We start from the raw sequence: 22239 nt of genomic DNA on the forward strand, positions 1-22239 counted from the left end.
ATCAGTCCTTCGTTCCCGCGCCCGGCGGATCGTCCTCGATCCGGGCGTAGAGGTAATGGTCCTGCCACATGCCGTTGATCCTGAGATAGGATCGCAGAAGTCCTTCGCGCCGGAATCCGGCTTTTTCAAGCACGCGGATCGACCGGGCGTTGTCGGGAATACAGGCAGCTTCGATCCGGTGCAACCTCAGCGTATCGAAGGCGAAGCGCGTCACCAACTTGACCGCGTCGGTCATCAGACCACGGCCGCTGTAGCGCTCGCCGATCCAGTAGCCGATGTGGCCGCTTTGCGCGACGCCGTGGCGAATATTGCCGAGGGTGATTCCGCCGACAAGCTTGCCGCTGTTCTTCTCGAAGATGAAGAAGGCTATGGCCGTTCCCTGCGCGTAATCTTCGCGGTAGCGGCTGAGGCGATGCCGCCAGGCCGTGCGGTCGAGTTCGTCGGGGTTCCACCGCGGCTCCCACGGCTCCAGGAAGGCGCGGCTCTCTCCGCGCAGCACCGACCATTCGCGATAGTCGTTGGTCAGCGGCACGCGCAGCGTGACCCGGTCGCCCTTCAGTGCCGGCAGGTCGCGGCGAAAGAAAGGGAGCGCGAACATGGCGCTTTGATGGGCTTAGCCGGCGAGCTTTCGGGCCGTGGTCTGGGTGCCCGAAAGCGAGTCGAGGATCGCCTCATAGGGAGCGAGTGTGCCCACCGGTCCGACGGCAGTCAGCGTCGGCTTGGTCGAAAACAGTCGTGACGACAGATCCGTCAGCCGCTCGACCGTCAGCGCCGCCAGCCGTTCCATCAGCTCTTCCTTGGCGATCGGCCGGCCGAACAGAAGCATTTGCCGGGCGATCTGCGAAGCGCGGCTGGCCGGGCTTTCGGCGGACATGATCAGGCCTGCGCGGTACTGGGCGCGCGCCCGGTCGAGTTCTTCCTGCAGTATGTTCTCGCCGGCCTTCTGCAACTCGTCGATGACCACCGGCACCAATTCGGCGATGTCGCTCTGGCCGGTCGCGGCATGGACGCCGAATATGCCGGTGTCGGAAAAGCCCCAGTGGAAGGCATAGACCGAATAGCACAGGCCGCGCTTTTCGCGGACCTCCTGGAAAAGGCGCGACGACATGCCGCCGCCAAGGATCATCGAAAGGACCTGCGAGGCGTAGAAGTCGCGCACATGATAGGCGCGGCCCTCGAATCCCAGCACGATCTGCGCGTCCATCAGGTCGCGGTCCTCGCGGAAATCGCCGCCGACATATTGCGCATATTCCGGCATCGTGTTGTCGGACTTGCTGCGGAAACCGCCGAGATGCTTCTCGACCTCGCGCACGAAATTGTCGTGCTTGATGTCGCCTGCGGCGACGACCACCATGCGCTCGGCGCCATATTGCCGTTCGATGAATTTGTGCAATTGCTTCGAGGTGAACGATTTGACGGTCTCAGGCGTGCCGAGGATGGAGCGTCCGATCGTCTGATGGCGGAAAGCCGTCTCGGTGAAGCGGTCGAAGACGATATCGTCGGGCGTATCGTGCGCGGCGCCGATCTCCTGCAGGATGACATGCTGCTCGCGCTCCAGCTCTTGCGGGTCGAACTCGGATTCCTGCAGGATGTCGGAGAGGATATCGACGGCCAGGGGCACGTCGTCGCTCAGCACCCTGGCATAGTAGGAGGTGGTCTCGACACTGGTGGCGGCATTGATCTCGCCACCGACATCCTCGATTTCCGAGGCAATCTCGAAGGCGCTGCGCCTTCTGGTTCCCTTGAACGCCATATGTTCAAGCAGGTGGGCCATTCCGTGCTCTTCGATACGCTCGTTGCGGGCGCCTGATTTGACCCAGGCACCAAGAGCGACGGATTCGAGGCTTGGAAGGGTTTCGGTGGCGACTGTCAGGCCGTTCGACAGACGGCTTACCTCAACACCCATATAGCAAATACTCCCTAACTTGCCGCCCGCGTGTGGCGGCTAACATAATCTTCCACCATTTTCAGGTCGGATGGAAGTACCGTGTATTTTTCCTCTGACGTCATCAACCCGCCTAGCCATGCGGGCAGGGCGGGCGAGACGCCGCTGGCGGCTTCGACGGCGGCCGGAAACTTCGCCGGATGGGCGGTGCCCAGCACCACCATGGGCACTGCATTGGTGGCCTTCGCAGCCGCAACATGCATGGCCGCGGCCGTGTGCGGGTCGAGCAGATAGCCGCTGGCTGCGAGCGTCGAGCGGATCGTGGCGGCGACTTCATCCATCGTCGAACGGCCGGCATCGAATTCGGAGCGGATCCTGGCGATCTCGCCCGCTTCGATGGCAAAGGCGCCGGATTGCTTGAGGCCGCTCATATAGCGCCGCACGGTCGAGGCGTCGCGGCCGGCCGCCTCGAACAGCAAGCGCTCGAAATTCGACGAGACCTGGATGTCCATCGACGGCGAGGTGGTCGAAAAGACGCCTTTCGTGCGGTACTCGCCGCTCGACAGCGTGCGGGCCAGAATGTCGTTGTCATTGGTCGCGATGATCAGGCGCTCGATCGGCAGCCCCATCTTCTTGGCGGCGTAACCAGCGAAGATATCGCCGAAATTGCCGGTCGGCACCGTGAAGGAAACCGGCCGGTCGGGCGCGCCGAGCGACAGCGCCGATGAGAAATAATAGACGATCTGGGCCATGATGCGGGCCCAATTGATCGAATTGACGCCGGACAGCGACACCCGGTCGCGAAAACCGTGATCGTTGAACATGTCCTTCACCAGGCCTTGGCAATCGTCGAAATTGCCTTCGACCGCCAGTGCATGGACGTTTGCGGCGGTGGATGTCGTCATCTGCCGCTGCTGCACCGGCGAGACCTTGCCATGCGGGAACAGGACGAAGATGTCGGTGCGATTGCGCCCGGCGAAAGCGTCGATGGCAGCCCCGCCAGTATCGCCTGATGTAGCGCCGACAATGGTGGCGCGCTGGTCGCGTTCGGCAAGCACATGGTCCATCAGCCGGGCGAGAAGCTGCATGGCGACGTCCTTGAAGGCAAGTGTCGGCCCATGGAAGAGTTCCAGAACGAAGATGTTCGAGCCGGTCTGCACCAGCGGGCAGACCGCCTCGTGGCGGAAGGTCGCATAGGCTTCGCGCACCAAGCGCTCGAACACCGGCATCGCGATCTCATCGCCGAGAAACGGCGACAGCACGCGGATGGCTAGGTCAGGATAGGCAAGGCCGCGCATGGCGCGGATCTCTGCCGTCGAAAACTGCGGCCACGTGTCAGGCACATAAAGGCCGCCATCACGCGCCAGACCTGTCAGCACCGCGTCGGAAAATCCAAGCATGGGCGCTTCACCGCGGGTACTCACATATCGCATCGTCACATTTCCATTGCTGCCGGGCGGCTTCATCCGCGGCAAAGTGGTTAATTTCGGCACTTGCTCAGTCGCATTTTTGCCGCGCGGTTGATATACGTCACCCGCTTTGCGAGAGGGAAGTGCAGTTCATGGCGTTTCATTCATTCAACGTTCGTCTTGTCGCGGGTCTGGCGCTCACCGGCTTTATGCTTACCGCCGCCGGCTGCCAATCAGGCGGCAATGGCATGCTCGGCTTCGGAAAGAAGGACACGACACCGCCTCCACCTCCGGACCCCAAGGTTCTTGCCAGCCAATTGCAGGCCTATTGTCCGAAAGTGACGCTGCGCGACGGCACCGCTTTCTTCAACACCTATGCCAAGGGCAGTCAGAAGCCCAAGAAAAAAGCCGCCGCTCAGGATGCCGAAGCCGCCGCGCTCGACGCGGGCAGCGAGCAGCAGGATGATTCCGCGAAGATCATCTACCAGGCCTCGATCACCGACGTGACCCGCGACTGCAGCCGCGCCAACGGCTCTTTGACGATGAAGATCGCAGTCGCCGGCAAGGTCGTTCCGGGACCTATGTTCAGCCCGGGCACGATTACAATGCCGATCCGTGTCGCCGTGATGCATGGCACCGAGGTCCTTTACTCGCAGCTTCACCAACATCAGGTCCAGGTTACCAATCCCTCAAGTGCAACCCAGTTCGTCTTCACCGATTCGAACGTCGTCGTTCCCGAGCCCACTGCGCAAAACTATCAGGCGTTCGCCGGCTATGACGAAGGCCCGGCGAAGAAAACCGACAAGAAGGTTGCCGCAGCCGAATAGTGGCGGTGTTGGGGGCTCCAGTCGGGGGCGTATGCATCACGCATCCGACCATTCCGACAGGGCGGCGATCACGCTTTTCAGTTCCGCCCAGCGACGGATGACCGTTTCGGCGCCGGCCTCGGTCAGCGCATCCGCATGGCCGGGATAGCTGTGCGCCGCTCCGGTGAAGCCGATCACGCGCATGCCGGCTGTTCTGGCGCCGGTGACACCGTGCACGGAATCCTCGATGACGAAGGTGTTCGCCGGGTCGGCCTTGAGCTTTTCCGCGGCAAAGAGAAACACGTCGGGCGCCGGCTTCGATTTTCCGCTCGGCGTTTCCAGCGAGGAAAAAATGCGCCCGGTGAAAAACGGCAGCAGACGCACCTTCTCCAACATGAATTCGATCCGCCCGGTGCGCGAGTTCGAGCAGATGCAGCGCGGCGCAGTCACCGCGGCGACCGCCTCGTGCACGCCGTCAATGGCGCGCACGTCGCTGCGCAGCCGGCGGTCGACCAATTCTTCCTCCCTGTCGATCAGTGAAGCCTGGAACGGGATACGGGACTTCTCCTCCACCCGCATCATGATGTCCTTGAAGGTCAGCCCGGCGTAGGTTTCGGAAATCTCCTCAGCCGATATTTCATATCCGGCCGAGGTCAGCAGCTCGGCGTCGACGCGCGCGGCGATGATTTCGGAATCGACGAGCACGCCGTCGCAATCGAAGATGACAAGGTCTGGCTGGGGCATGGCGATCCGGAAAGCGGGAGGGGAGGGCTGAGACGCTCAGGCGGCGCGACATACACCAACAGGCCGGTCTTCGCAAATTACCTGGGGTCCGCACCCCAAGCCTTCACCGAATATTTACGCTGATCGGTAACCATAACAGGGAGTAAACAGTAACGCGTGCTTTGGGTGTCAAATGTCTGCCGTGCGTCTTCTCGACGAACTTTCCCATGCTCCCCAACAATCCGAATGGCTGGATACGATCCTGAAGGGTGATTGCGTCGCGGCGCTTGACCGGCTGCCCGAAAAATCAATCGACGTAATCTTTGCCGATCCGCCCTACAACCTGCAGCTCGACGGCGATCTGCACCGGCCCGACCAGTCCAAGGTCGATGCCGTCGACGACGACTGGGACCAATTCGCGAGTTTTGAGGTCTACGACGCCTTCACCCGCGCCTGGCTGCTGGCGGCGCGCCGCGTGCTGAAGCCCAACGGCACCATCTGGGTCATCGGCTCCTACCACAACATTTTCAGGGTCGGCGCGAAGATGCAGGATCTGGGGTTCTGGATCCTCAACGATGTCGTCTGGCGCAAGACCAATCCAATGCCGAATTTCCGCGGCCGCCGCTTTCAGAACGCCCATGAAACGATGATCTGGGCCTCGCGCGACCAGAAAGGCAAGAGCTACACCTTCAACTACGAAGCGCTGAAAGCATCGAACGACGACATCCAGATGCGTTCCGATTGGCTGTTTCCGATCTGCACCGGAGCCGAGCGCCTGAAAAACGAAAATGGCGACAAGCTGCATCCGACCCAAAAGCCCGAAGCGCTGCTCGCCCGCATCATGATGGCCTCGACGAAGCCCGGCGATATCGTGCTCGATCCCTTCTTCGGCTCCGGCACCACCGGCGCGGTGGCCAAGCGCCTCGGTCGTCATTTTGTCGGCATCGAGCGCGAGCAGGCCTATATCGACGCCGCCAATGAGCGCATCGATGCAGTCCGGCCGCTGGACCGCGCTGATCTTACCGTGCTTACCGGCAAGCGCGCCGAGCCGCGCGTTGCCTTCGTCAGCCTCATCGACACCGGGTTGATGCTGCCGGGGGCCACGCTCTATGACGCTAAGAAGCGCTGGGCGGCCAAGGTTCGAGCCGACGGCACGGTGGCGATCGGCGACAGCGCCGGATCGATCCACAAGATCGGCGCGGAAGTGCAGGGGCTGGACGCCTGCAACGGCTGGACCTTCTGGCATTATGAGCGCAGCGGCGGCCTGACTCCGATCGACGAGCTTCGCCGCATCGCCCGCCTCGGCATGGAGCGGGCAGGGGCCTGACAATAACCGCTATGGCGATCTCGTTGCACATGGTTTCCGAAGGAAGCAGGATTGCGCTTTCTTGACCGAGAGGTGCCGCGAAGCGTTCCGCCAGTCCCCGTCGTCGGACCCTCGTCAAGCGAGTTGCAGACCGAGGTGTTGAACCATCGGATCGAAGTCTCGGTCATCATGCAGCAGCGCGTGTCCGTTTTGGATGCAGAATGTGCCGATGATCATATCGATTGTCTTGCGGATGGTGATGCCCCGCTGCCGGAGCATGCGGTAGTTTCGGGCAGCTTCGACTGCCGTCACCGGATCCAGCATCGGAACAATAGCGAACTGTCGAAGGTTCCGCTCAATCAGTTGGGCATGCGGTTCGTTGCGCGCGCCTTGTAACACCTCCAGCAGGATCAAGTCTCCGACCAGAATCTCCTGGGTGTCGTCGAGATGCCTGAGCTTACCTACCGAGACGCTGTCTGTATTGCGGAGATGGGCGATCCAGACGGAACTGTCGACGACGATCATCGACGCTGATCGGGCGAACGACCTTCCCGCATGGTCTCAAGATCGCCGTCCCAGCCGGCGCCAGCAAGTGCGGCGATAGCCATATCTTGCCGGTGCCGGCGTATCAGAGTGCGCAAAGCCGCCTCGATCGTCGCTTTCTTCGTCTTGAGACCGGAGGCGGCCATGGCCTCCGCGATCAGTTTGTCGTCAAGTTCGATGTTGGTTCGCATGGATATACTCGATGTGTATAAATTGGACTAAATATACACATTCTGCTCATGACCAACAACCCGTCATGACGAAAGAGTGGGACATCTACCTCGGGCAAACTCCCCCTAGTTGCCGACGCAGCGGATCGAGCTTGGCATGGCCAAAAACGGGCGACCGCACCACCATTACACGCCGTCTTGTCCATCGGCTTGCCCGCTTTCGATTCGGAGGCTCAGCCCTTGCGTGCTCTGTCACCTGTTAACTCACCCCGATTATCCTGGGCCTGACAACGGATCCTATTATAATCTAACACCTTAAAGCGGGTTATCATCGGTCTGTCGAAATGATTCAAATCACACTCTGATCCCCAGCCCTTTGAGGTCTGCCTCGAGCGTCTTGGCGTCGGTGAACAGTACCGACTGCCAGCCGGCCGCCTTGGCGCCGTCGACATTCTTCGGGCTGTCGTCGATGAACAGCGTGGCCGCGGGGTCGAGGCCGAAGGCGGCGACGTGATGGTCGTAGATGCCGCGATCCGGCTTGATCATGCCGATCTCGCCCGAAATGGTCACCCCGCGCGGACGGTTGAGAAAGTCGAAGCGCTGCCGGGCTTCGGCAAGCGTGTCTGCGGCAAAATTGGTCAGCATGGTGACGTCGTGGCCGCTCTCGATCAGCTTCTCCATGATCTCAACGCTGTCCTCATAGGCATGCGGCACCATCTCGTGCCAGAGGCGGCGGAAGCTGCGGATGTTTTCGGCGTGGTCCGGATGTTCGGCGATCAGCAGCGTCTCGGCTTCTTCCCAGCTCCGTCCACGATCCTGCTCGATGTTCCAGTCGTGCGTGCAGACATTGTCGAAGAACCACTTTCTCTCCTCGGCATCCGGAATGAGACGGCTGAAGGGCAAGTTCGGATCGTAGTGGATCAGCACTCTGCCGATGTCGAAAACGATGTGGCGGATCTCGGTCATTCTTGTCCTCGTTCAATGCGATTCAAATGTGAGGCGATTCAATGCGGGCGCGGCTTCTTCGTCGCGCCCGGTATCGCCGCTTCGATTACCTTTTTCATGACACTGGGCAGCGCTTCCCCGGAAATTTCATGGACCAGCGACCAGAAATGCCCGTCTCGGTCGGCGCCATCGGTCACCGTTTTGAAGACCTCGAGTTCGAGCGCGAAATGGGTGAAGACATGGCCGATCCGCCCGGCTGGCCGCCAGTTGCCAGGGAAGGGTGCTGCCGCGTCCGTGGTGGCGCCGTCGACCCGTGCGGTCCAGTCGGTCGTCGGCACCTCGGTCATGCCGCCAAGCAGTCCTTTATCCGCGCGTTTGCGCAAAAGGATGGCGCCGTCATCGCGCACGGCAACGAAGGCAGCCCCACGCCGCAAAGGTTTCTCGCCCTTCGGCAGGCGCACAGGGAAGCGTTCGGGATCGCCGGAAACAGTGGCGCTGCAATCCTCGCGCAGCGGGCACAGCATACAGCGCGGCCGGCGTGGCGTGCAGATCGTCGCGCCCAGATCCATCATCGCCTGGGCGAAATCGCCTGGTCGGGTCGCGGGAACCATGCGCTCGACATAGGCGCGTATGTCGCCCTTGGCTTCGCTCAGCGGAGTGGCAATCGAGAACAGCCGGGAAACGACCCGCTCGACATTGCCATCGACGACCGCGGCTGGCTGGTCGAAGGCGATCGCTGCGATCGCCGCTGCCGTGTAGGCGCCGATGCCAGGCAGCTCTCTCAAGCCAGCTTGCGTATCTGGAAACCTGCCGCCTTGCCGTGCGACGAGATCGGCGCAGGCCTTGAGATTGCGCGCGCGGGAATAATAGCCGAGCCCGGCCCATGCCTTCATGACATCCTCGGTCGGTGAAGCGGCCAGCGCATCGACATCAGGCCATTTCTGGACAAAGGCCCGGAAATAGGATTTGACCGCTTCGACCGTGGTCTGCTGCAGCATGACTTCGGATAGCCAGACGCGGTAGGGGTCTGGCCGTATGCCGCGTGCCAACTCGCGCGGCGCAATGCGCCACGGCAAATCTCGATGATGCGCATCGTACCAGCCGAGCAGGCGGGACGCGATCTCGCCGCTGTCTCCGGATCCAGCCTTGCTGGTATCTCCAGACGCGGCTCTGCCGCTGTCTCCGGATCCAGCTTTGCTGGTATCTCCGGATGCGGTCTTGCGGGTCTGGTCGTGCAGTGCCATTGATCGAGGACTGGCCTAACCGATATGTGGTGATGGTCGTGACTGGAGAACGCACATGGCAGGGAAAAGGCCCTTCGGCAATCCCGTTCCGGTGAGCGATCTCGCAACCGAGATCCTCGATCCTGTGTTGCGCAAGCGGGCAGGCATGTCGATCGGGCTCGTCCAGTCATGGGAGGAGATTGCCGGGCCGCGGCTCGCCAGCCGCTCGCGCCCTGAAAAGATCCAGTGGCCGCGCCGCATGCATGAAGACGATCCATTCGAGCCGGCGGTGCTGGTCATCGCCTGCGAAGGCATGGCCGCGCTCCATTTGCAGCACGAGACCGGTGAGATCATCAACAGGGTCAACGCCTTCCTCGGCTTCAACGCTATCGGCCGCATCAGAATCGTGCAAAAGCCGGTGACGGCGGACCAAGGGCGGCCTAAACCAAGCTTGCGGCCGCTAACCGCGGCCGAGAAGGCGAAGTTGTCCGGCGCCGTCGGAATGATTGAGGATGACGGCGTTCGCGCTTCGCTGGAGCGCCTGGGCGCCACCATTCTCGGTCAAAAGAAAGTATAATCTCGCGGTTTCGTGATCGCGTACCCAAGATTTGGCCATTGGAATGGGGATGGCTATGCCTTAATTCGCGCCAACTCTCGCCTTTTCTAGCCTTTGCATTGCAAAATCCAACCATTGTCAGGTGATTCGTATGCCCCGTCCTTTGTCCCGCAGAAACCTACTGTCATCGCTGGCCGCCATTCCGGCGGTGGCTCTGCTCGCCGCTTGCAGCGATTCGGGCGAGAAAGCCGTGGCGCAGGATGCGACGCCTGCGGCTCCTGCCGACGCGATGAAGCCGGCCGATCCGGCGAAGCCGGCCGCGGTCAAGGCGCCCGAGGCCCAGGGCACGGTGGACATGGCGGCCCTGCTGAAGCCCGGCGCATTACCCGACGAGCAACTGGGCAAGGACGACGCCAAGGTCACCATCGTCGAATATGCCTCGATGACCTGCCCGCACTGCGCGCATTTCCACGAAACCACGCTCCCGGAGCTGAAGACGAAGTATATCGACACCGGCAAGGCCCGCCTTATCCTGCGCGAATTTCCGTTCGACCCCAGCGCCGAAGCCGGCTTCATGCTGGCGCGCTGCTCCAAGGACAATTATTTCCCGATGGTGGACGTTCTGTTCAGGCAGCAGGCGAACTGGGCAGGCGTTGCCAATACCAAGGACGCTCTGCTGCAAATCTCCAAGATGGCCGGTTTTACACAGGAGTCCTTCGAGGCCTGCTTGACGGACCAGAAACTTCTGGACGATGTGAGGTCGGTCCAGAAGCGCGGCGCCGATGAATTCAAGGTCGACTCGACGCCGACCTTCTTTATCAACGGGAAGACCTACAAGGGGGCGCTGTCGATTGAGGAAATATCGGCCATCATCGACCCTCTGCTCTGACGTTTCGGCAGCGCCGAAGCGGCTGCGCTTCGGCGTGCGCGACTTTTTGCTGTGCCGCGGATTCTCTTCGCATGACCGCGGAACATTTTTGCGGGATTTGGCTATGGGGCGGCGCGAATGAAGTTCTCGCGCCTTCGCCTGCTCGGTTTCAAGTCTTTCGTCGAACCCGGTGAGTTCGTCATCGAACGCGGCCTGACCGGCATCGTCGGACCGAACGGCTGCGGCAAGTCGAACCTTGTCGAGGCTTTGCGCTGGGTGATGGGCGAAAGCTCGTACAAGAACATGCGTGCGTCCGGCATGGATGACGTCATCTTTTCCGGTTCGGGAACGCGTCCGGCCCGTAACACCGCCGAAGTCACGCTTTTCCTCGACAACAGCGACCGCACTGCGCCGTCGGCCTTCAACGACGCGGACGAGTTGCAGGTTTCGCGCCGCATCGAGCGCGAAGCGGGCTCGCTCTACCGCATCAACGGCAAGGAAGCCCGCGCCAAGGACGTGCAGCTGCTTTTCGCTGACCAGTCGACCGGAGCGCGCTCGCCCTCGATGGTCGGGCAGGGTCGCATCGGCGAGCTGATCCAGGCCAAGCCGCAGGCGCGTCGCGCGCTTCTCGAAGAAGCGGCCGGCATTTCCGGCCTGCATACGCGCCGCCATGAAGCCGAACTGCGCCTCAAGGCGGCCGAGCAGAATCTGGAACGGCTGGACGACGTCGTCGGCGAACTGGAAAGCCAGATCGAAAGCCTGAAGCGCCAGGCACGCCAGGCGTCGCGGTTCAAGAACCTGTCCGCTGATATCCGCAAGGCCGAAGCGACGCTGCTGCATTTGCGCTGGACACTGGCCAAGACCCAGGAAGCCGAGGCGCGCTCGGCGCTGGCAATTGCCACGGGACTGGTTGGTGACCGCGCTGCCGCCCAGATGGCTGCCGCCAGGGAGCAAGGGATCGGCGCCCATCGGCTGCCCGATCTGCGCGACGCGGAAGCTGCCGCTGCTGCCGCCTTCCAGCGCTTGTCGATCGCCAAGACGCAGATCGAGGAGGAAGCGGGCCGCATCCGCGCCCGCCAAGTGGAACTCGACCGCCGGCTCCAGCAGCTCGACGGCGACATCGACCGCGAGGAGCGGATGGTCCGCGACAATGCGGATATCCTCGAGCGCCTCGCCACCGAAGAAGCCGCCCTCAATACCGAAAACGCCGGTGCCGGTGAGCGCGAGGCCAGCACCCGCGCTGCATTCGAACAGGTGGCGTCGACGCTTGCCGCAAGTGAGGCCAAGCTCGCCGCATTGACCGCCGAACGGGCCGACGCCGCCGCCTCCCGCAACCAGATCGAACGAACGCTGCGCGACACTGCTGAGCGCCGCGACCGTTTCGCCCGCCAGCTCGCCGACGTCGACCGGGAATTGTCCGACATCGCCTCCAAGGTAGCCGGCCTCCCCGATCCCGGCGAAAAGCGGCTTCTGGTCGAGCAGGCCGTGGGGCTGCTCGATGAGGCCGAAGCCGCCGCGATTGCCACCGAACAGGCTGTCGCCGAGGCGCGCGCCGCGGAAAGCGCCGCCCGCCCGCCGGTTCAGGATGCAAAGGCCGAGCTGGCGCGGATCGAAACCGAGGCCCGCACGCTGGCCAAGATCCTGAATGCCGCTAGCGGCGACCTCTTCCCCTCCGTCCTTGAGCAGATCAGCGTCGAACGCGGCTACGAGACGGCGCTGGGAGCGGCGCTTGGCGAGGATCTCGACGTGCCTCTCGACCGCAGCGCGCCGGTGCATTGGGGCCAGAGCGAGGTTAAGCCCGGCGACGCCGCTCTGCCCGAAAGCATCAAGAGCCTTGCCAGTGTAGTGCGCGCGCCGGCGCAACTGGCCCGCCGATTGGCGCAGATCGGCATCGTCGAGGCCGGCGACGGAAAGCGGCTGCAGGCGCTGCTTGCTCCCGGGCAGCGGCTGGTCAGCCGCGAAGGGGCGCTCTGGCGTTGGGACGGGTTCACCGCCAGCGCCGACGCGCCGACCGCGGCCGCACAGCGGCTGGCGCAGAAAAACCGGCTGGCCGAGCTCGACGCCGAGGCGGTCCATGCGACCCGTATCCTGCGTCAGGCAGAAGAGGCTCTTGCCCATGCCGAGCAGGCGCTTGCCAAGGCCACCGAAGCCGAGCGCGACGCCCGTCAAGCAGGGCGCGACGCCCAGCATGGACTGGACGCTGCCCGCAATGCGCTGGCCGAGGCCGAGAAGGCCGGCGGCGAGCTGTCGAGCCGACGCGCAGCACTTGACGAGGCGCGTGCGCGTATCGTCGACAGCCATGAAGAGACGGCGGCGGCTTTCGTCGAGGCGGAGATGCTGCTGCAAAGCGCTCCCGATCTTGGTGATCTGCAGTTGCAGCTCGAACAGTCGGCCGCCAACGTCGCTCGCGACCGCGCCACCCTTGCCGATGCACGCGCCGTCCATGAAGGCTTGAGGCGGGAAGCCGAAGCGCGAATGCGCCGCCTCGATGCCATCGGCGCGGAACGCCGCAGCTGGGTAGCGCGCGCCGAAAACGCCTCGACGCAGATCGCCGCACTCGGCGAACGCAAGGCCGAGGCCGAGGCCGAGCGCGAGAGACTGGCTGATGCGCCCGACGAGATCGACGCCAAACGGCGCGCTCTGCTGTCGCAGCTTGCCGAGGCCGAAAGCCTGCGGCAGGCGGCGGGCGACCGCCTGCAGGAAGCGGAGAACCGGCAGTCCGAGCTGGACAAGGCCGCGACCGCTGCGATCCAGTCGCTGGCCGAAGCGCGCGAAACACGCGTCCGTGCCGAAGAGCGGCTGACCGCTGCCGACGAGCGGCGGCTGGAAGTCGAGGCGCGCATCCAGGAGACGCTGAACACGCCGCCGCATCTAGTCATTCGCCACACCGGCCTGGAGGCAGACAGCCCGATGCCGGAAATGGCCGAGATCGAGCGTCAGCTCGACCGGCTGAAGATCGAGCGCGAAAGGCTGGGCGCCGTCAATCTGCGCGCCGAGGAAGAACAGAAGGAACTGTCCGATCGGCTGGAGACCATCGTTTCCGAACGCGACGACATCATCGAGGCCATCCGCAAGCTGCGGCAGGCGATCCAGAGTCTGAACCGCGAAGGCCGCGAACGGCTGCTGGCTGCCTTCGAGGTGGTCAATGGCCATTTCCAGCGGTTGTTTTCGCATCTGTTCGGTGGCGGCACGGCGGAACTGCAACTGATCGAGTCCGACGATCCGCTCGAGGCCGGCCTCGAAATCCTTGCGCGCCCGCCCGGCAAGAAGCCGCAGACCATGACGCTGCTTTCCGGCGGCGAGCAGGCCTTGACGGCGATGTCGCTGATCTTCGCCGTGTTCCTGACCAATCCCGCGCCGATCTGCGTGCTCGACGAGGTCGACGCGCCGCTCGATGATCACAATGTCGAGCGTTTCTGTAATCTGATGGATGAAATGGCGGCTACCACCGAGACGCGCTTCGTCATCATCACGCACAACCCGATCACCATGGCCCGCATGAACCGGCTGTTCGGGGTGACCATGGCCGAGCAGGGCGTGAGCCAGCTCGTCTCGGTCGACTTGCAGGCTGCCGAGGCCCTGCGCGAGGCGAGCTGACGCGTCGAAGGCAACGCTTGTCGGTAGCGCCTATCGCGACTTTCGGCTATAGCACCGATAGGATCGGCTCCCTTCATTCGGATGTAGTATTTCGATGTTGTGCATGATCCTTTCCGAAATCGACCTCGATTTCGCGATCGTGTGTCTGCATGCGCGTGGAGAATCCTGTTGCCTATACTTGTCACCGGTGCCGCGGGATTCATCGGCAGCCATGTTTGCCACCACCTCTTGAACAGGGGGGAAGCAGTCGTCGGTGTCGATAACATGAACGACTACTACGACCTTGCGCTTAAAAAGGGGCGTCTCGCCCGCCTGCAGCCTCACAAGGATTTTTCATTTCGCCAGATCGACATTGCCGAACAGGGCGCTCTTGCCGGCGCTTTGGGTGGGCAAGGGATAGTAAGGATTGTCCACCTCGCCGCGCAGGCGGGCGTGCGTCATTCACTCGACAATCCGAGGGTCTATGTCCGTTCCAATGTCGTGGGCCACCTCGAAGTCCTCGAATTCTGTCGAGCACAGCCTGGATTCGAGCATTTGGTCTATGCTTCGTCAAGCTCGGTCTATGGCGGCAACCGCAAGGTTCCGTTCAGCGAGACCGATCAGGTCGACAGACCCGTCTCGCTTTACGCTGCTACCAAGAAAACTGATGAGTTGATGAGCCACACCTATGCCCATCTGTTTGGCGTTCCACAGACGGGCTTGCGATTTTTCACCGTCTACGGTCCTTGGGGCCGGCCCGACATGGCCTATTGGATATTCACCAAAGCGATGCTCGAGGGCAAGCCGATCCGGGTGTTCAACAATGGCGAGATGTGGCGGGATTTCACGTATGTAGATGATGTTGTGAGGGCGGTTGTTGCGGTGCTCGACAAGGCGCCCATGGACGAGGTTCCGCCCAGCAGGGTTTATAATGTCGGCAACAACCGGCCGGTGCGGCTCGGCGATTTCATCGACACTCTGGAAAAACTGCTCGGTGTAAAGGCGATCCGCCAAAGCGAGCCGATGCAGAGCAGCGACGTCGAGCGGACCTATGCCGACATGACGGCGCTGGAGCGCGATTTCGGCTTCAAGCCGAGCGTCTCGATCGAAGATGGGCTGAAGAAATTTGTCGACTGGTACCGGTCGGAATGGGCTGCGGAAGCAACGACAAGATGATTGCGGCCTGAGTACCGCTGCTTGTGGGATTCGAGGGCCCTGACTTAACGGCGTTCCTCTTAGTTCGCGGCATCTAAATTTTCCCGGTTTTCGGGAAAGTCGTTGCCTTTTTCAAAACAGGTTTCACTCCGTTCGGGCAAAAGTAAGCTCCAGTCTTGAACCTGGAGCTTACCGATGACGAATGCAGAGCCTATGACTTCCAAGCCTATGCTCGGCGCTTTCGCCGGTCCGCAGCGCGAGGCCGATTTGGACCCGTCCCTGCGAGGGCGGTGCGGTCGCATATGTTCGCTATGCCCGTTGCGGACGCCTCAATGTCCGAGCGACCTCACCGGGTTACTGTTTTCAGGGCAACCGGCGCTGTGATCGGATACAAGAAAGGGCGGCGCACCGAAGCGCGCCGCCCTGGTTCGCGGCTACCTTCTTCAATCAGGCAGCAAGCCAGGCCCGAGTGAAATCCTGCTCGTAGGCTTGATGCATCTGATAGCCCATTACGTGGGGTTTCATGTGGCAGAACAGTTTTCGCCAGTAGGGTTGGATGATAATGCCCGAGTCCTGCAGGATCATCTGCAATTCCTTCATCAGGGCACGACGCTGGTCTGCGTCGGCGATGGCATTGGCCTTCTGGACCTTGGCATCGAAGTCGGGATCGGCGAAGCCGGTCTCATTCCAGGCGGCGCCGCTCTGGTAGGCAATTGCATAGGTCTGGATGCCCAGCGGACGGGCGTTCCAGTTGGTCGTCGCGAACGGATATTTCGTCCAGTCGTTCCAGAACGCCGATTCAGGAATGACGGTGCGTTTAACTTTGAAGCCGGCATTTCGCATTTGCTGGGCAACGACGTCGGAGCTCTCCTTGCGATAATCGGCTTCGACCGAGATCAGATCGAACTCGAAGTCGATCTGGCCGGCCTCCTTGAGCAGTGCCTTGGCTCCGGCGGGGTCATGCTTGATCGGCGGCACGTCGGCATGTTCCGGGTGCATCGGCCCGACATGGTCGTTCTGCGCCACCATGCCCATGCCGTTCACGCCCAGCTGCAACACCGCTTCGTTGTCGACCGCGAGTTGGATGGCATTGCGCACACGCTTGTCGTCATGGGCTTGGCATTGACGTTGCAGCGCGTGACCAGTGTTGCTGCCGTGACGATCTCGGATTTCTTCAGGCCGAACCCGTCAAGTATGCTGACATCATAGGACTGCGTCTGGCCGTTCAGATCGATTTCGCCGGACTCGAAAGCGGAGATGGTGGAAGCCGAATCGGTGCCGTAGTCGATCCAGTCGATGCCATCGAGGAAGACCTCGCCGCCCCACCACGCGCCTTCAGGCCGCCTGCGAACGGAGGCGGCAACGCTGACATCGAGCTTCTTGAGTTCGAATGGACCGGTGCAGACGGGGTTGGCCGAGAGGGCGGCCTTGCCGGGGTCGAACGCGCGGTGAACGATCAGAGCCGGATAGTCGGTCATCGCCGGGATGATCGTGATGTCCGGCCGGGACAGTTTCAAGACCACGGTATGGTCATCGCGGATTTCGACGGCGCCCGCACGTGCCACCTTCGTCTCGGGATCGATCAGCGCGGTCATGCGGCCAGCCATCGAATTGCCGATGGCGTCCTTCTCGCACCAGCGCGAAATATTGAAGGCCACGTCCTCGGCTGTGAAATCGTCGCCGTTCGACCATTTTACATCAGGCCGCACCTTGAGCACGTATTCGCTCGCGTCCCCTCACTACAATCGAATTCGACCTCACTGCGCGCTATGTGGTCGGCATTGTAGAGGAGGGATATGATGTCGCCATACGCTTTGGCGGACAGGCGGACTCTGCTCTGATTGCGCGGCGGCTTGGCGAAGTGCGCAACTACGTCTGTGCCACACCAGACTACCGGGATAACCATGGCCGGCCGACACATCCAGGCGAGCTGGCAAGCCATTCGTGTGTGCTGAGCAATTTCGCCAAGCGTCTCGGCACATGGCCATTCGTCGGTCCGGAGGGCGCATTCGATGCGGCCGTCGGCGGACGCATCTCGACCAACAGCGTGGAGGCTGCCTACCAGATGACGATCGCCGGCTTCGGCGTCGGAAACCTGCCGAGCCTTCTGGTTGACCCTGCGATCAGGGACGGCCGGCTGGAGGTACAACTCGATGAGTTTCGTCCGGGCTCCAGTCCGATCTATGCTCTCTACCAGCACCGCACCTACATCGCCGCCAAGGTTCGCACCTTCGTGGATTTCCTGATCCGCGAATTGTCGGCCGACTTCACCGCGTAGGACGCCGGCGCCGCAATTGCCAACGCAAACGGGGACCCAGCGCGAAAGCCGGATCCCATCTGCTTTTTTCGCGTGACGCAGCAGCGTCATTTCCACCAGGTGGTAGTGTCGTACATCGGTCCCGGTTCCTCGAAGAGCTTTTCGTATTTGCAAAGCGTCGGCGTTTCGCCGAGCGGCACGGAAATGCCATCCCTGAACGCCCATTCGCCGCGCTGTGTCGAGTCGGCGCGAACATAGCTGGACAGCGCAAATGCTCGATCGTGCTGCGACTTGTTGGGTGACGAGCCGTGCACGGTCAGCAGCCCCCACATCGCGAGGTCGCCTGGCTCCAGCACAAGCGGAACGATGGTTGCTGGATCGATGCCTACCTTGCGCAGTTCTTCCTCAGCCGTCAGGCCCTTCATCAGTTCACCCGTCCCCTCGTCCGACAGTCCGAGATAGCCCAGTTTGTGGCTACCCGGCACGACCTGAAGGCAGCCATTGTCGAGCGTCGCCCGATCGACCGCGAGGCCCGTTGTCACAGTGGCATCGGCGACATTGTCGAACGCGCTCTGGTTGCGGAAACGCAGGTCTTGATGAAAGCGATAGCCAGTGACGTTGGCGCCGGGCGGCTTCCAGTGCAGCTGTTGTGCGATCTGCCGGATATCGCGGCCGATCAGGCCCTCCAGCAGCTTCAGATAGTCTGGATTGCGTCGAAATTTTTCAAAATAGCTGTTGATCCATGAAAACCAGTAGGCCTGCAGCACGTAACGCTGGCCAAAATCCGATTCAGGCAGGATTTGGAAACTGAGATTTCCATGCCGGAAAGTGGCGTGATGCTTCAGGCCTTCCGCGGAGACGGCGTCGGTTTCCTTTTTCAGCCGGATCATTTCGTCGCCGTCGACGAATTGTCGAACGACCGCATAGCCTTCTTCGCGATACTGCTCCACTGCTTCGCGGGCTTGTGCATCCGTCAGCATCTTTATGGCACCCTTGGCTGTTGATCGGATTTGATCGTAGCGGAAGGATTCCAGGCGATAAGCTGCGGATTCCGGCATCGACTTTCCCGAATATCGGAAAAATGCCGGGAGACATGGCTGGCCCAGAATGGACCCGACATGTGATGGCTGGGGCGCCAGGATTCGAACCTGGGATTGTCGGTACCAAAAACCGATGCCTTACCACTTGGCTACGCCCCAACAGGAACATGCCCGCTGCGCGCGGCCTTATAGGACGAGCCGGCGGAAAGCTCAATGCCGAGATAGCCAATGCGCGGAACTGATCCACCGGTTCCCGCAGATAGGCGTTCGCATATCATCCCTTGCTGTTGGGCGATGGCGTCTATTCGCCCCAAACCGCCATCTCATTGCCGGCCGGGTCGACGAAATGGAATCGCCTGCCACCAGGGAACGAAAAGATCGGCTTGACGACCGTGCCGCCGGCAGTTTCGACGGCGACCAGGGTTTCTTCCACATCCTCGGAATAGAGCACGGGAAGCGGCTTGGCGGTTGCTTCGCCGGCATCCGCCTGGAAGCCGCCGTCAAGACCTTCCGAAAAGGCCGAGTAGGTCGGCCCGTAATCGGTGAACGACCAGGAAAAGGCGGCGCTGTAGAAAGCCTTCACGCTGTCCAGCGTTCCACCGGTCGCCGCCATTTCCACATAATCAAGTTTTCCGGTCAATCTCATGGTCCTGCCTTTGTTCTCTGTTTGTTCTATTACAAAAGCGACCCAATTGCAAGTCTTTTCGGCGCCGCTTTCCCTTAATCGATTGTAGAAGCCGGCTGGCTTTGCCGACGCCTTGCCTTTCGCACTGCAGCATCATATCGCTCGGTTGGGACACGGCGAAACTTCGGCTTCGCCAATCTTTTCAATCTCCTGCAACCGGAGAGCAAGCATGACCAAATGGGTCTACACCTTTGGCGACGGCGCTGCGGAAGGCCGTGCCGGCGACAGGAACCTTCTGGGCGGCAAGGGTGCCAATCTGGCCGAAATGTGCAGCCTGGGCCTGCCGGTGCCGCCGGGCTTCACTATCACCACGGAGGTCTGCAACGCCTATTACGCCAACGGCCATACCTACCCCGCCTCGCTGGAGGCGGATGTCGCGGTCGCCCTCGATCATATCGGCCGGCTGACCGAGCGCCGTTTCGGCGATCCCTCGAAACTGCTTTTGGTGTCCGTGCGTTCCGGTGCTCGCGCTTCAATGCCCGGCATGATGGACACTGTGCTCAATCTCGGCCTCAACGACGAGACGGTCGAGGCGCTGGCCGCCGATTCAGGCGATGCGCGCTTTGCCTATGACAGCTACCGCCGTTTCATCCAAATGTATTCCGATGTCGTCATGGGCCTCGACCATGAGGTCTTCGAGGAGATCCTCGAAGACCAGAAAGGCGGGCTCGGCCATGAACTCGACACCGAACTGTCCGCCATCGAATGGCAGGGCGTAATCGCCCTCTACAAGGCCAAGGTCGAGGAAGAACTGGGCAAGCCGTTTCCGCAGGACCCGCATGAGCAGCTATGGGGGGCGATCGGCGCAGTATTTTCAAGCTGGATGAACAACCGCGCCATCACCTACCGGCGCCTGCATGACATTCCCGAAAGCTGGGGCACGGCGGTCAACGTCCAGGCCATGGTCTTTGGCAATATGGGCGAGACTTCGGCCACCGGCGTTGCCTTCACCCGCAATCCGTCGACCGGGGAAAAGATGCTCTACGGCGAGTTCCTGGTGAATGCGCAGGGTGAGGATGTCGTCGCCGGCATCCGCACGCCCCAAAACATCACCGAGGCGGCGCGCATTGCAGCGGGCTCCGACAAGCCGTCGCTGCAGAAGCTGATGCCGGAAGCCTTCCAGTCTTTCGTCACCATTTCAGACCGTCTGGAAAAGCACTACCGCGATATGCAGGATCTCGAATTCACCATCGAGCGCGGCAAATTGTGGATGCTGCAGACGAGGTCCGGTAAGCGTACCGCCAAGGCCGCGCTCAGGATCGCCGTCGAGATGGCAAAGGACAAGCTCATTTCGAAGGAGGAAGCGGTCGCCCGCATCGATCCGGCCTCGCTCGACCAGTTGCTGCATCCGACCATCGATCCGAAGGCCGCGCGCGACGTCATCGGCGTCGGCCTGCCGGCCTCTCCGGGGGCTGCCACCGGCGAGATCGTCTTTTCCTCCAACGACGCCGAGGAGCTCAAGACGCAAGGCCGCAAGGCGATCCTCGTGCGCATCGAGACCAGTCCCGAAGACATTCACGGCATGCATGCCGCCGAAGGCATCCTGACGACGCGTGGCGGTATGACCAGCCACGCTGCGGTGGTGGCCCGCGGCATGGGCAAGCCTTGTGTATCGGGCGCGGGCTCGCTGCGCGTCGACTACAGGGCCGGCACGCTGATTGCGATGGGGTCGACATTCCGCAAGGGTGACATCATCACCATCGACGGCGGCAACGGCCAGGTGCTGAAAGGCGCCGTGCCGATGCTGCAGCCGGAGCTCTCGGGTGATTTCGCCGCCATCATGGAATGGGCCGATTCCGTGCGCCGCATGAAGGTGCGCACCAACGCCGAAACGCCGCTCGACGCGCGCATGGCGCGTTCCTTCGGCGCCGAAGGCATCGGGCTTTGCCGCACCGAGCACATGTTCTTCGACGGCGACCGTATCGTCGCCATGCGCGAGATGATCCTGGCCGACACGGAAAAGGGCAGGCGAACGGCGCTCGCAAAACTCTTGCCCATGCAGCGCTCGGATTTCCTCGAACTGTTCGAGATCATGGCTGGCCTGCCGGTGACGATCCGTTTGCTCGATCCGCCGCTGCACGAATTCCTGCCCAAGACCGAGGAAGAGGTGGCCGAAGTCGCCGCCGCTATGAACGTGTCGCCCGACAAGCTCAGGCAGCGCACCGAGGCGCTGCACGAGTTCAACCCGATGCTCGGCCACCGCGGCTGCAGGCTTGCGGTTTCCTATCCCGAAATCGCCGAGATGCAGGCGCGCGCTATTTTCGAGGCGGCGGTCGAAGCCGGCAGGAAGGCCGGCGCGCTGGTGGTTCCTGAAATCATGGTGCCGCTGGTCGGTCTGGTCAAGGAACTCGACTACGTCAAGGCGCGCATCGACGACGTCGCCAGGAGCGTGATGGAGGAGACGGGCGTCAAGATCACCTATCTTACCGGCACGATGATCGAACTGCCGCGCGCCGCGATCCGCGCTCATGTCATCGCTGAGGCGGCCGAGTTCTTCTCTTTCGGCACCAACGATCTGACCCAGACCACCTTCGGCATCTCACGCGACGATGCGGCCTCGTTCTTGGAGACCTATCGTCAGAAAGGCATCATCGAGCAGGACCCGTTCGTGTCGCTCGATATCGAGGGTGTCGGCGAACTGGTGCGGATGGCGGCGGAAAAGGGCAGGGCGACGCGGCCGGAGATCAAGCTCGGTATTTGCGGCGAACATGGCGGCGATCCGGCGTCGATCCATTTCTGCGAGAAGGTCGGCCTCGACTATGTGTCGTGCTCGCCCTACCGCGTGCCGATCGCGAGGCTGGCAGCCGCCCAGGCAGCGGTGCAGGTTGCAAAGATTGCAACGCCGCGCGTCGTTTAGGAGCGCAGCACTTTAATCTTTGCGCATGCCCCCCAGAATCGAATCGAATCGAAGCGCAAGCCGATTCCGATATTTGCTGACGCGCACTTTGGGCAGGGCTTTCGAAGCGCATTTCTCGGCACCCACAGATGCCGCAGCGGTTCGCGCCAGAGCATCCACGCTCGCCAGTAGAGACAGGCTTCATTATCCACCTGTCTCCGTTGGCGACCGCTGCCCTGGCGCGATCTCGTTTCCG

General features: G+C 61.9%; 18 protein-coding genes, 1 tRNA gene and 1 pseudogene. 8 read left to right on the plus strand and 12 right to left on the minus strand.

Annotated elements, in window-relative coordinates; genetic code table 11:
• Position 1 precedes the first annotated feature (1 nt).
• The 3 genes from AC0L26_RS04020 to thrC are packed head-to-tail and all read right to left on the minus strand — an operon-like array spanning position 2 to position 3318.
• Positions 2 to 598, minus strand: coding sequence for a GNAT family N-acetyltransferase (locus AC0L26_RS04020; RefSeq protein WP_352938616.1), 597 nt, complete (start codon positions 596 to 598; stop codon positions 2 to 4).
• A gap of 15 nt (positions 599 to 613) precedes the next feature.
• A complete protein-coding gene (locus tag AC0L26_RS04025; protein ID WP_354494435.1) occupies positions 614 to 1906 on the minus strand; it encodes a M16 family metallopeptidase in 1293 nt (430 codons plus the stop codon).
• Between the two features lie 14 nt (positions 1907 to 1920).
• Positions 1921 to 3318, minus strand: a complete 1398-nt coding sequence (gene thrC, locus AC0L26_RS04030; RefSeq protein ID WP_473631351.1) for a threonine synthase — start codon at positions 3316 to 3318, stop codon at positions 1921 to 1923.
• 128 nt (positions 3319 to 3446) lie between these two features.
• On the opposite strand from thrC, the gene AC0L26_RS04035 reads away from it, so the two are divergent.
• The gene (locus AC0L26_RS04035; protein ID WP_473631352.1) at positions 3447 to 4121 is read left to right on the plus strand and encodes a hypothetical protein; all 675 of its coding nucleotides are present in this window, start codon (positions 3447 to 3449) and stop codon (positions 4119 to 4121) included.
• Between the two features lie 36 nt (positions 4122 to 4157).
• Here the strand turns inward: AC0L26_RS04035 and AC0L26_RS04040 are convergent, their stop codons facing one another.
• Positions 4158 to 4844, minus strand: a complete 687-nt coding sequence (locus AC0L26_RS04040) for an HAD family hydrolase (RefSeq protein ID WP_473631353.1) — start codon at positions 4842 to 4844, stop codon at positions 4158 to 4160.
• Positions 4845 to 5016: 172 nt separating this feature from the next.
• Between AC0L26_RS04040 and AC0L26_RS04045 the strand changes: the two genes are divergently transcribed.
• Positions 5017 to 6150 (plus strand): DNA methyltransferase, encoded by a 1134-nt coding sequence (locus tag AC0L26_RS04045; protein WP_473631354.1) that lies wholly within the window; start codon positions 5017 to 5019, stop codon positions 6148 to 6150.
• A 114-nt stretch (positions 6151 to 6264) separates the two neighbouring features.
• Here AC0L26_RS04045 and vapC read toward each other — a convergent pair whose 3' ends face one another.
• The 4 genes from vapC to mutY form a co-directional block, all read right to left on the minus strand.
• Positions 6265 to 6654: a type II toxin-antitoxin system VapC family toxin gene (gene vapC, locus AC0L26_RS04050; protein ID WP_473631355.1), complete on the minus strand. Its 390-nt coding sequence runs from the start codon at positions 6652 to 6654 to the stop codon at positions 6265 to 6267.
• A complete protein-coding gene (locus AC0L26_RS04055) occupies positions 6651 to 6863 on the minus strand; it encodes a type II toxin-antitoxin system VapB family antitoxin (protein WP_473631357.1) in 213 nt (70 codons plus the stop codon). The genes vapC and AC0L26_RS04055 overlap by 4 nt, the downstream gene beginning before the upstream one ends.
• A gap of 333 nt (positions 6864 to 7196) precedes the next feature.
• Entirely contained in the window at positions 7197 to 7808 is a 612-nt protein-coding gene (locus AC0L26_RS04060; protein ID WP_473631358.1) for an HAD family hydrolase, read from the minus strand.
• Positions 7809 to 7846: 38 nt separating this feature from the next.
• The gene (gene mutY / locus AC0L26_RS04065; RefSeq protein WP_473631359.1) at positions 7847 to 9031 is read right to left on the minus strand and encodes an A/G-specific adenine glycosylase; all 1185 of its coding nucleotides are present in this window, start codon (positions 9029 to 9031) and stop codon (positions 7847 to 7849) included.
• 55 nt (positions 9032 to 9086) lie between these two features.
• Between mutY and AC0L26_RS04070 the strand changes: the two genes are divergently transcribed.
• From AC0L26_RS04070 to AC0L26_RS04085, 4 genes are all read left to right on the plus strand, one after another.
• The gene (locus AC0L26_RS04070; protein ID WP_473631360.1) at positions 9087 to 9587 is read left to right on the plus strand and encodes a DUF721 domain-containing protein; all 501 of its coding nucleotides are present in this window, start codon (positions 9087 to 9089) and stop codon (positions 9585 to 9587) included.
• Positions 9588 to 9717: 130 nt separating this feature from the next.
• Positions 9718 to 10455: a DsbA family protein gene (locus tag AC0L26_RS04075; protein ID WP_473631361.1), complete on the plus strand. Its 738-nt coding sequence runs from the start codon at positions 9718 to 9720 to the stop codon at positions 10453 to 10455.
• Positions 10456 to 10572: 117 nt separating this feature from the next.
• Positions 10573 to 14031 carry a chromosome segregation protein SMC gene (smc, locus tag AC0L26_RS04080; RefSeq protein WP_473631362.1) on the plus strand — a complete coding sequence of 1153 codons (3459 nt, stop codon included), beginning with the start codon at positions 10573 to 10575 and terminating at the stop codon, positions 14029 to 14031.
• Positions 14032 to 14199: 168 nt separating this feature from the next.
• Positions 14200 to 15186: an NAD-dependent epimerase/dehydratase family protein gene (locus AC0L26_RS04085; RefSeq protein WP_473631363.1), complete on the plus strand. Its 987-nt coding sequence runs from the start codon at positions 14200 to 14202 to the stop codon at positions 15184 to 15186.
• 426 nt (positions 15187 to 15612) lie between these two features.
• On the opposite strand, the pseudogene AC0L26_RS04090 reads toward AC0L26_RS04085, so the two are convergent.
• Positions 15613 to 16883, minus strand: a pseudogene (locus AC0L26_RS04090) (ABC transporter substrate-binding protein).
• A 53-nt stretch (positions 16884 to 16936) separates the two neighbouring features.
• Between AC0L26_RS04090 and AC0L26_RS04095 the strand changes: the two are divergent.
• Positions 16937 to 17443 carry a substrate binding domain-containing protein gene (locus tag AC0L26_RS04095; RefSeq protein ID WP_473631364.1) on the plus strand — a complete coding sequence of 169 codons (507 nt, stop codon included), beginning with the start codon at positions 16937 to 16939 and terminating at the stop codon, positions 17441 to 17443.
• Between the two features lie 86 nt (positions 17444 to 17529).
• On the opposite strand, the gene AC0L26_RS04100 is transcribed toward AC0L26_RS04095, so the two are convergent.
• From AC0L26_RS04100 to AC0L26_RS04110, 3 genes are all read right to left on the minus strand, one after another.
• On the minus strand, positions 17530 to 18480 hold the full coding sequence (locus AC0L26_RS04100; RefSeq protein WP_473631365.1) for a phytanoyl-CoA dioxygenase family protein: 951 nt from the start codon (positions 18478 to 18480) through the stop codon (positions 17530 to 17532).
• 66 nt (positions 18481 to 18546) lie between these two features.
• Positions 18547 to 18621, minus strand: a tRNA-Gln gene (locus AC0L26_RS04105).
• A gap of 142 nt (positions 18622 to 18763) precedes the next feature.
• On the minus strand, positions 18764 to 19108 hold the full coding sequence (locus AC0L26_RS04110) for a VOC family protein (RefSeq protein ID WP_473631366.1): 345 nt from the start codon (positions 19106 to 19108) through the stop codon (positions 18764 to 18766).
• 208 nt (positions 19109 to 19316) lie between these two features.
• Here AC0L26_RS04110 and ppdK point away from each other — a divergent pair, with 208 nt between their 5' ends.
• The gene (gene ppdK / locus AC0L26_RS04115) at positions 19317 to 22004 is read left to right on the plus strand and encodes a pyruvate, phosphate dikinase (protein ID WP_473631367.1); all 2688 of its coding nucleotides are present in this window, start codon (positions 19317 to 19319) and stop codon (positions 22002 to 22004) included.
• Positions 22005 to 22239 lie beyond the last annotated feature (235 nt).

The organism is Mesorhizobium sp. WSM4823 (assembly GCF_055811195.1).

What these genes read in the sequence shown, in the direction of transcription:
- AC0L26_RS04020 (WP_352938616.1), bottom strand. Translation starts at nt 598, where the DNA reads ATGTTCGCGCTCCCTTTCTTTCGCCGCGACCTGCCGGCACTGAAGGGC.
- AC0L26_RS04025 (WP_354494435.1), bottom strand. Translation starts at nt 1,906, where the DNA reads ATGGGTGTTGAGGTAAGCCGTCTGTCGAACGGCCTGACAGTCGCCACC.
- thrC (WP_473631351.1), bottom strand. Translation starts at nt 3,318, where the DNA reads ATGCGATATGTGAGTACCCGCGGTGAAGCGCCCATGCTTGGATTTTCC.
- AC0L26_RS04035 (WP_473631352.1), top strand. Translation starts at nt 3,447, where the DNA reads ATGGCGTTTCATTCATTCAACGTTCGTCTTGTCGCGGGTCTGGCGCTC.
- AC0L26_RS04040 (WP_473631353.1), bottom strand. Translation starts at nt 4,844, where the DNA reads ATGCCCCAGCCAGACCTTGTCATCTTCGATTGCGACGGCGTGCTCGTC.
- AC0L26_RS04045 (WP_473631354.1), top strand. Translation starts at nt 5,017, where the DNA reads ATGTCTGCCGTGCGTCTTCTCGACGAACTTTCCCATGCTCCCCAACAA.
- vapC (WP_473631355.1), bottom strand. Translation starts at nt 6,654, where the DNA reads ATGATCGTCGTCGACAGTTCCGTCTGGATCGCCCATCTCCGCAATACA.
- AC0L26_RS04055 (WP_473631357.1), bottom strand. Translation starts at nt 6,863, where the DNA reads ATGCGAACCAACATCGAACTTGACGACAAACTGATCGCGGAGGCCATG.
- AC0L26_RS04060 (WP_473631358.1), bottom strand. Translation starts at nt 7,808, where the DNA reads ATGACCGAGATCCGCCACATCGTTTTCGACATCGGCAGAGTGCTGATC.
- mutY (WP_473631359.1), bottom strand. Translation starts at nt 9,031, where the DNA reads ATGGCACTGCACGACCAGACCCGCAAGACCGCATCCGGAGATACCAGC.
- AC0L26_RS04070 (WP_473631360.1), top strand. Translation starts at nt 9,087, where the DNA reads ATGGCAGGGAAAAGGCCCTTCGGCAATCCCGTTCCGGTGAGCGATCTC.
- AC0L26_RS04075 (WP_473631361.1), top strand. Translation starts at nt 9,718, where the DNA reads ATGCCCCGTCCTTTGTCCCGCAGAAACCTACTGTCATCGCTGGCCGCC.
- smc (WP_473631362.1), top strand. Translation starts at nt 10,573, where the DNA reads ATGAAGTTCTCGCGCCTTCGCCTGCTCGGTTTCAAGTCTTTCGTCGAA.
- AC0L26_RS04100 (WP_473631365.1), bottom strand. Translation starts at nt 18,480, where the DNA reads ATGCCGGAATCCGCAGCTTATCGCCTGGAATCCTTCCGCTACGATCAA.
- AC0L26_RS04110 (WP_473631366.1), bottom strand. Translation starts at nt 19,108, where the DNA reads ATGAGATTGACCGGAAAACTTGATTATGTGGAAATGGCGGCGACCGGT.
- ppdK (WP_473631367.1), top strand. Translation starts at nt 19,317, where the DNA reads ATGACCAAATGGGTCTACACCTTTGGCGACGGCGCTGCGGAAGGCCGT.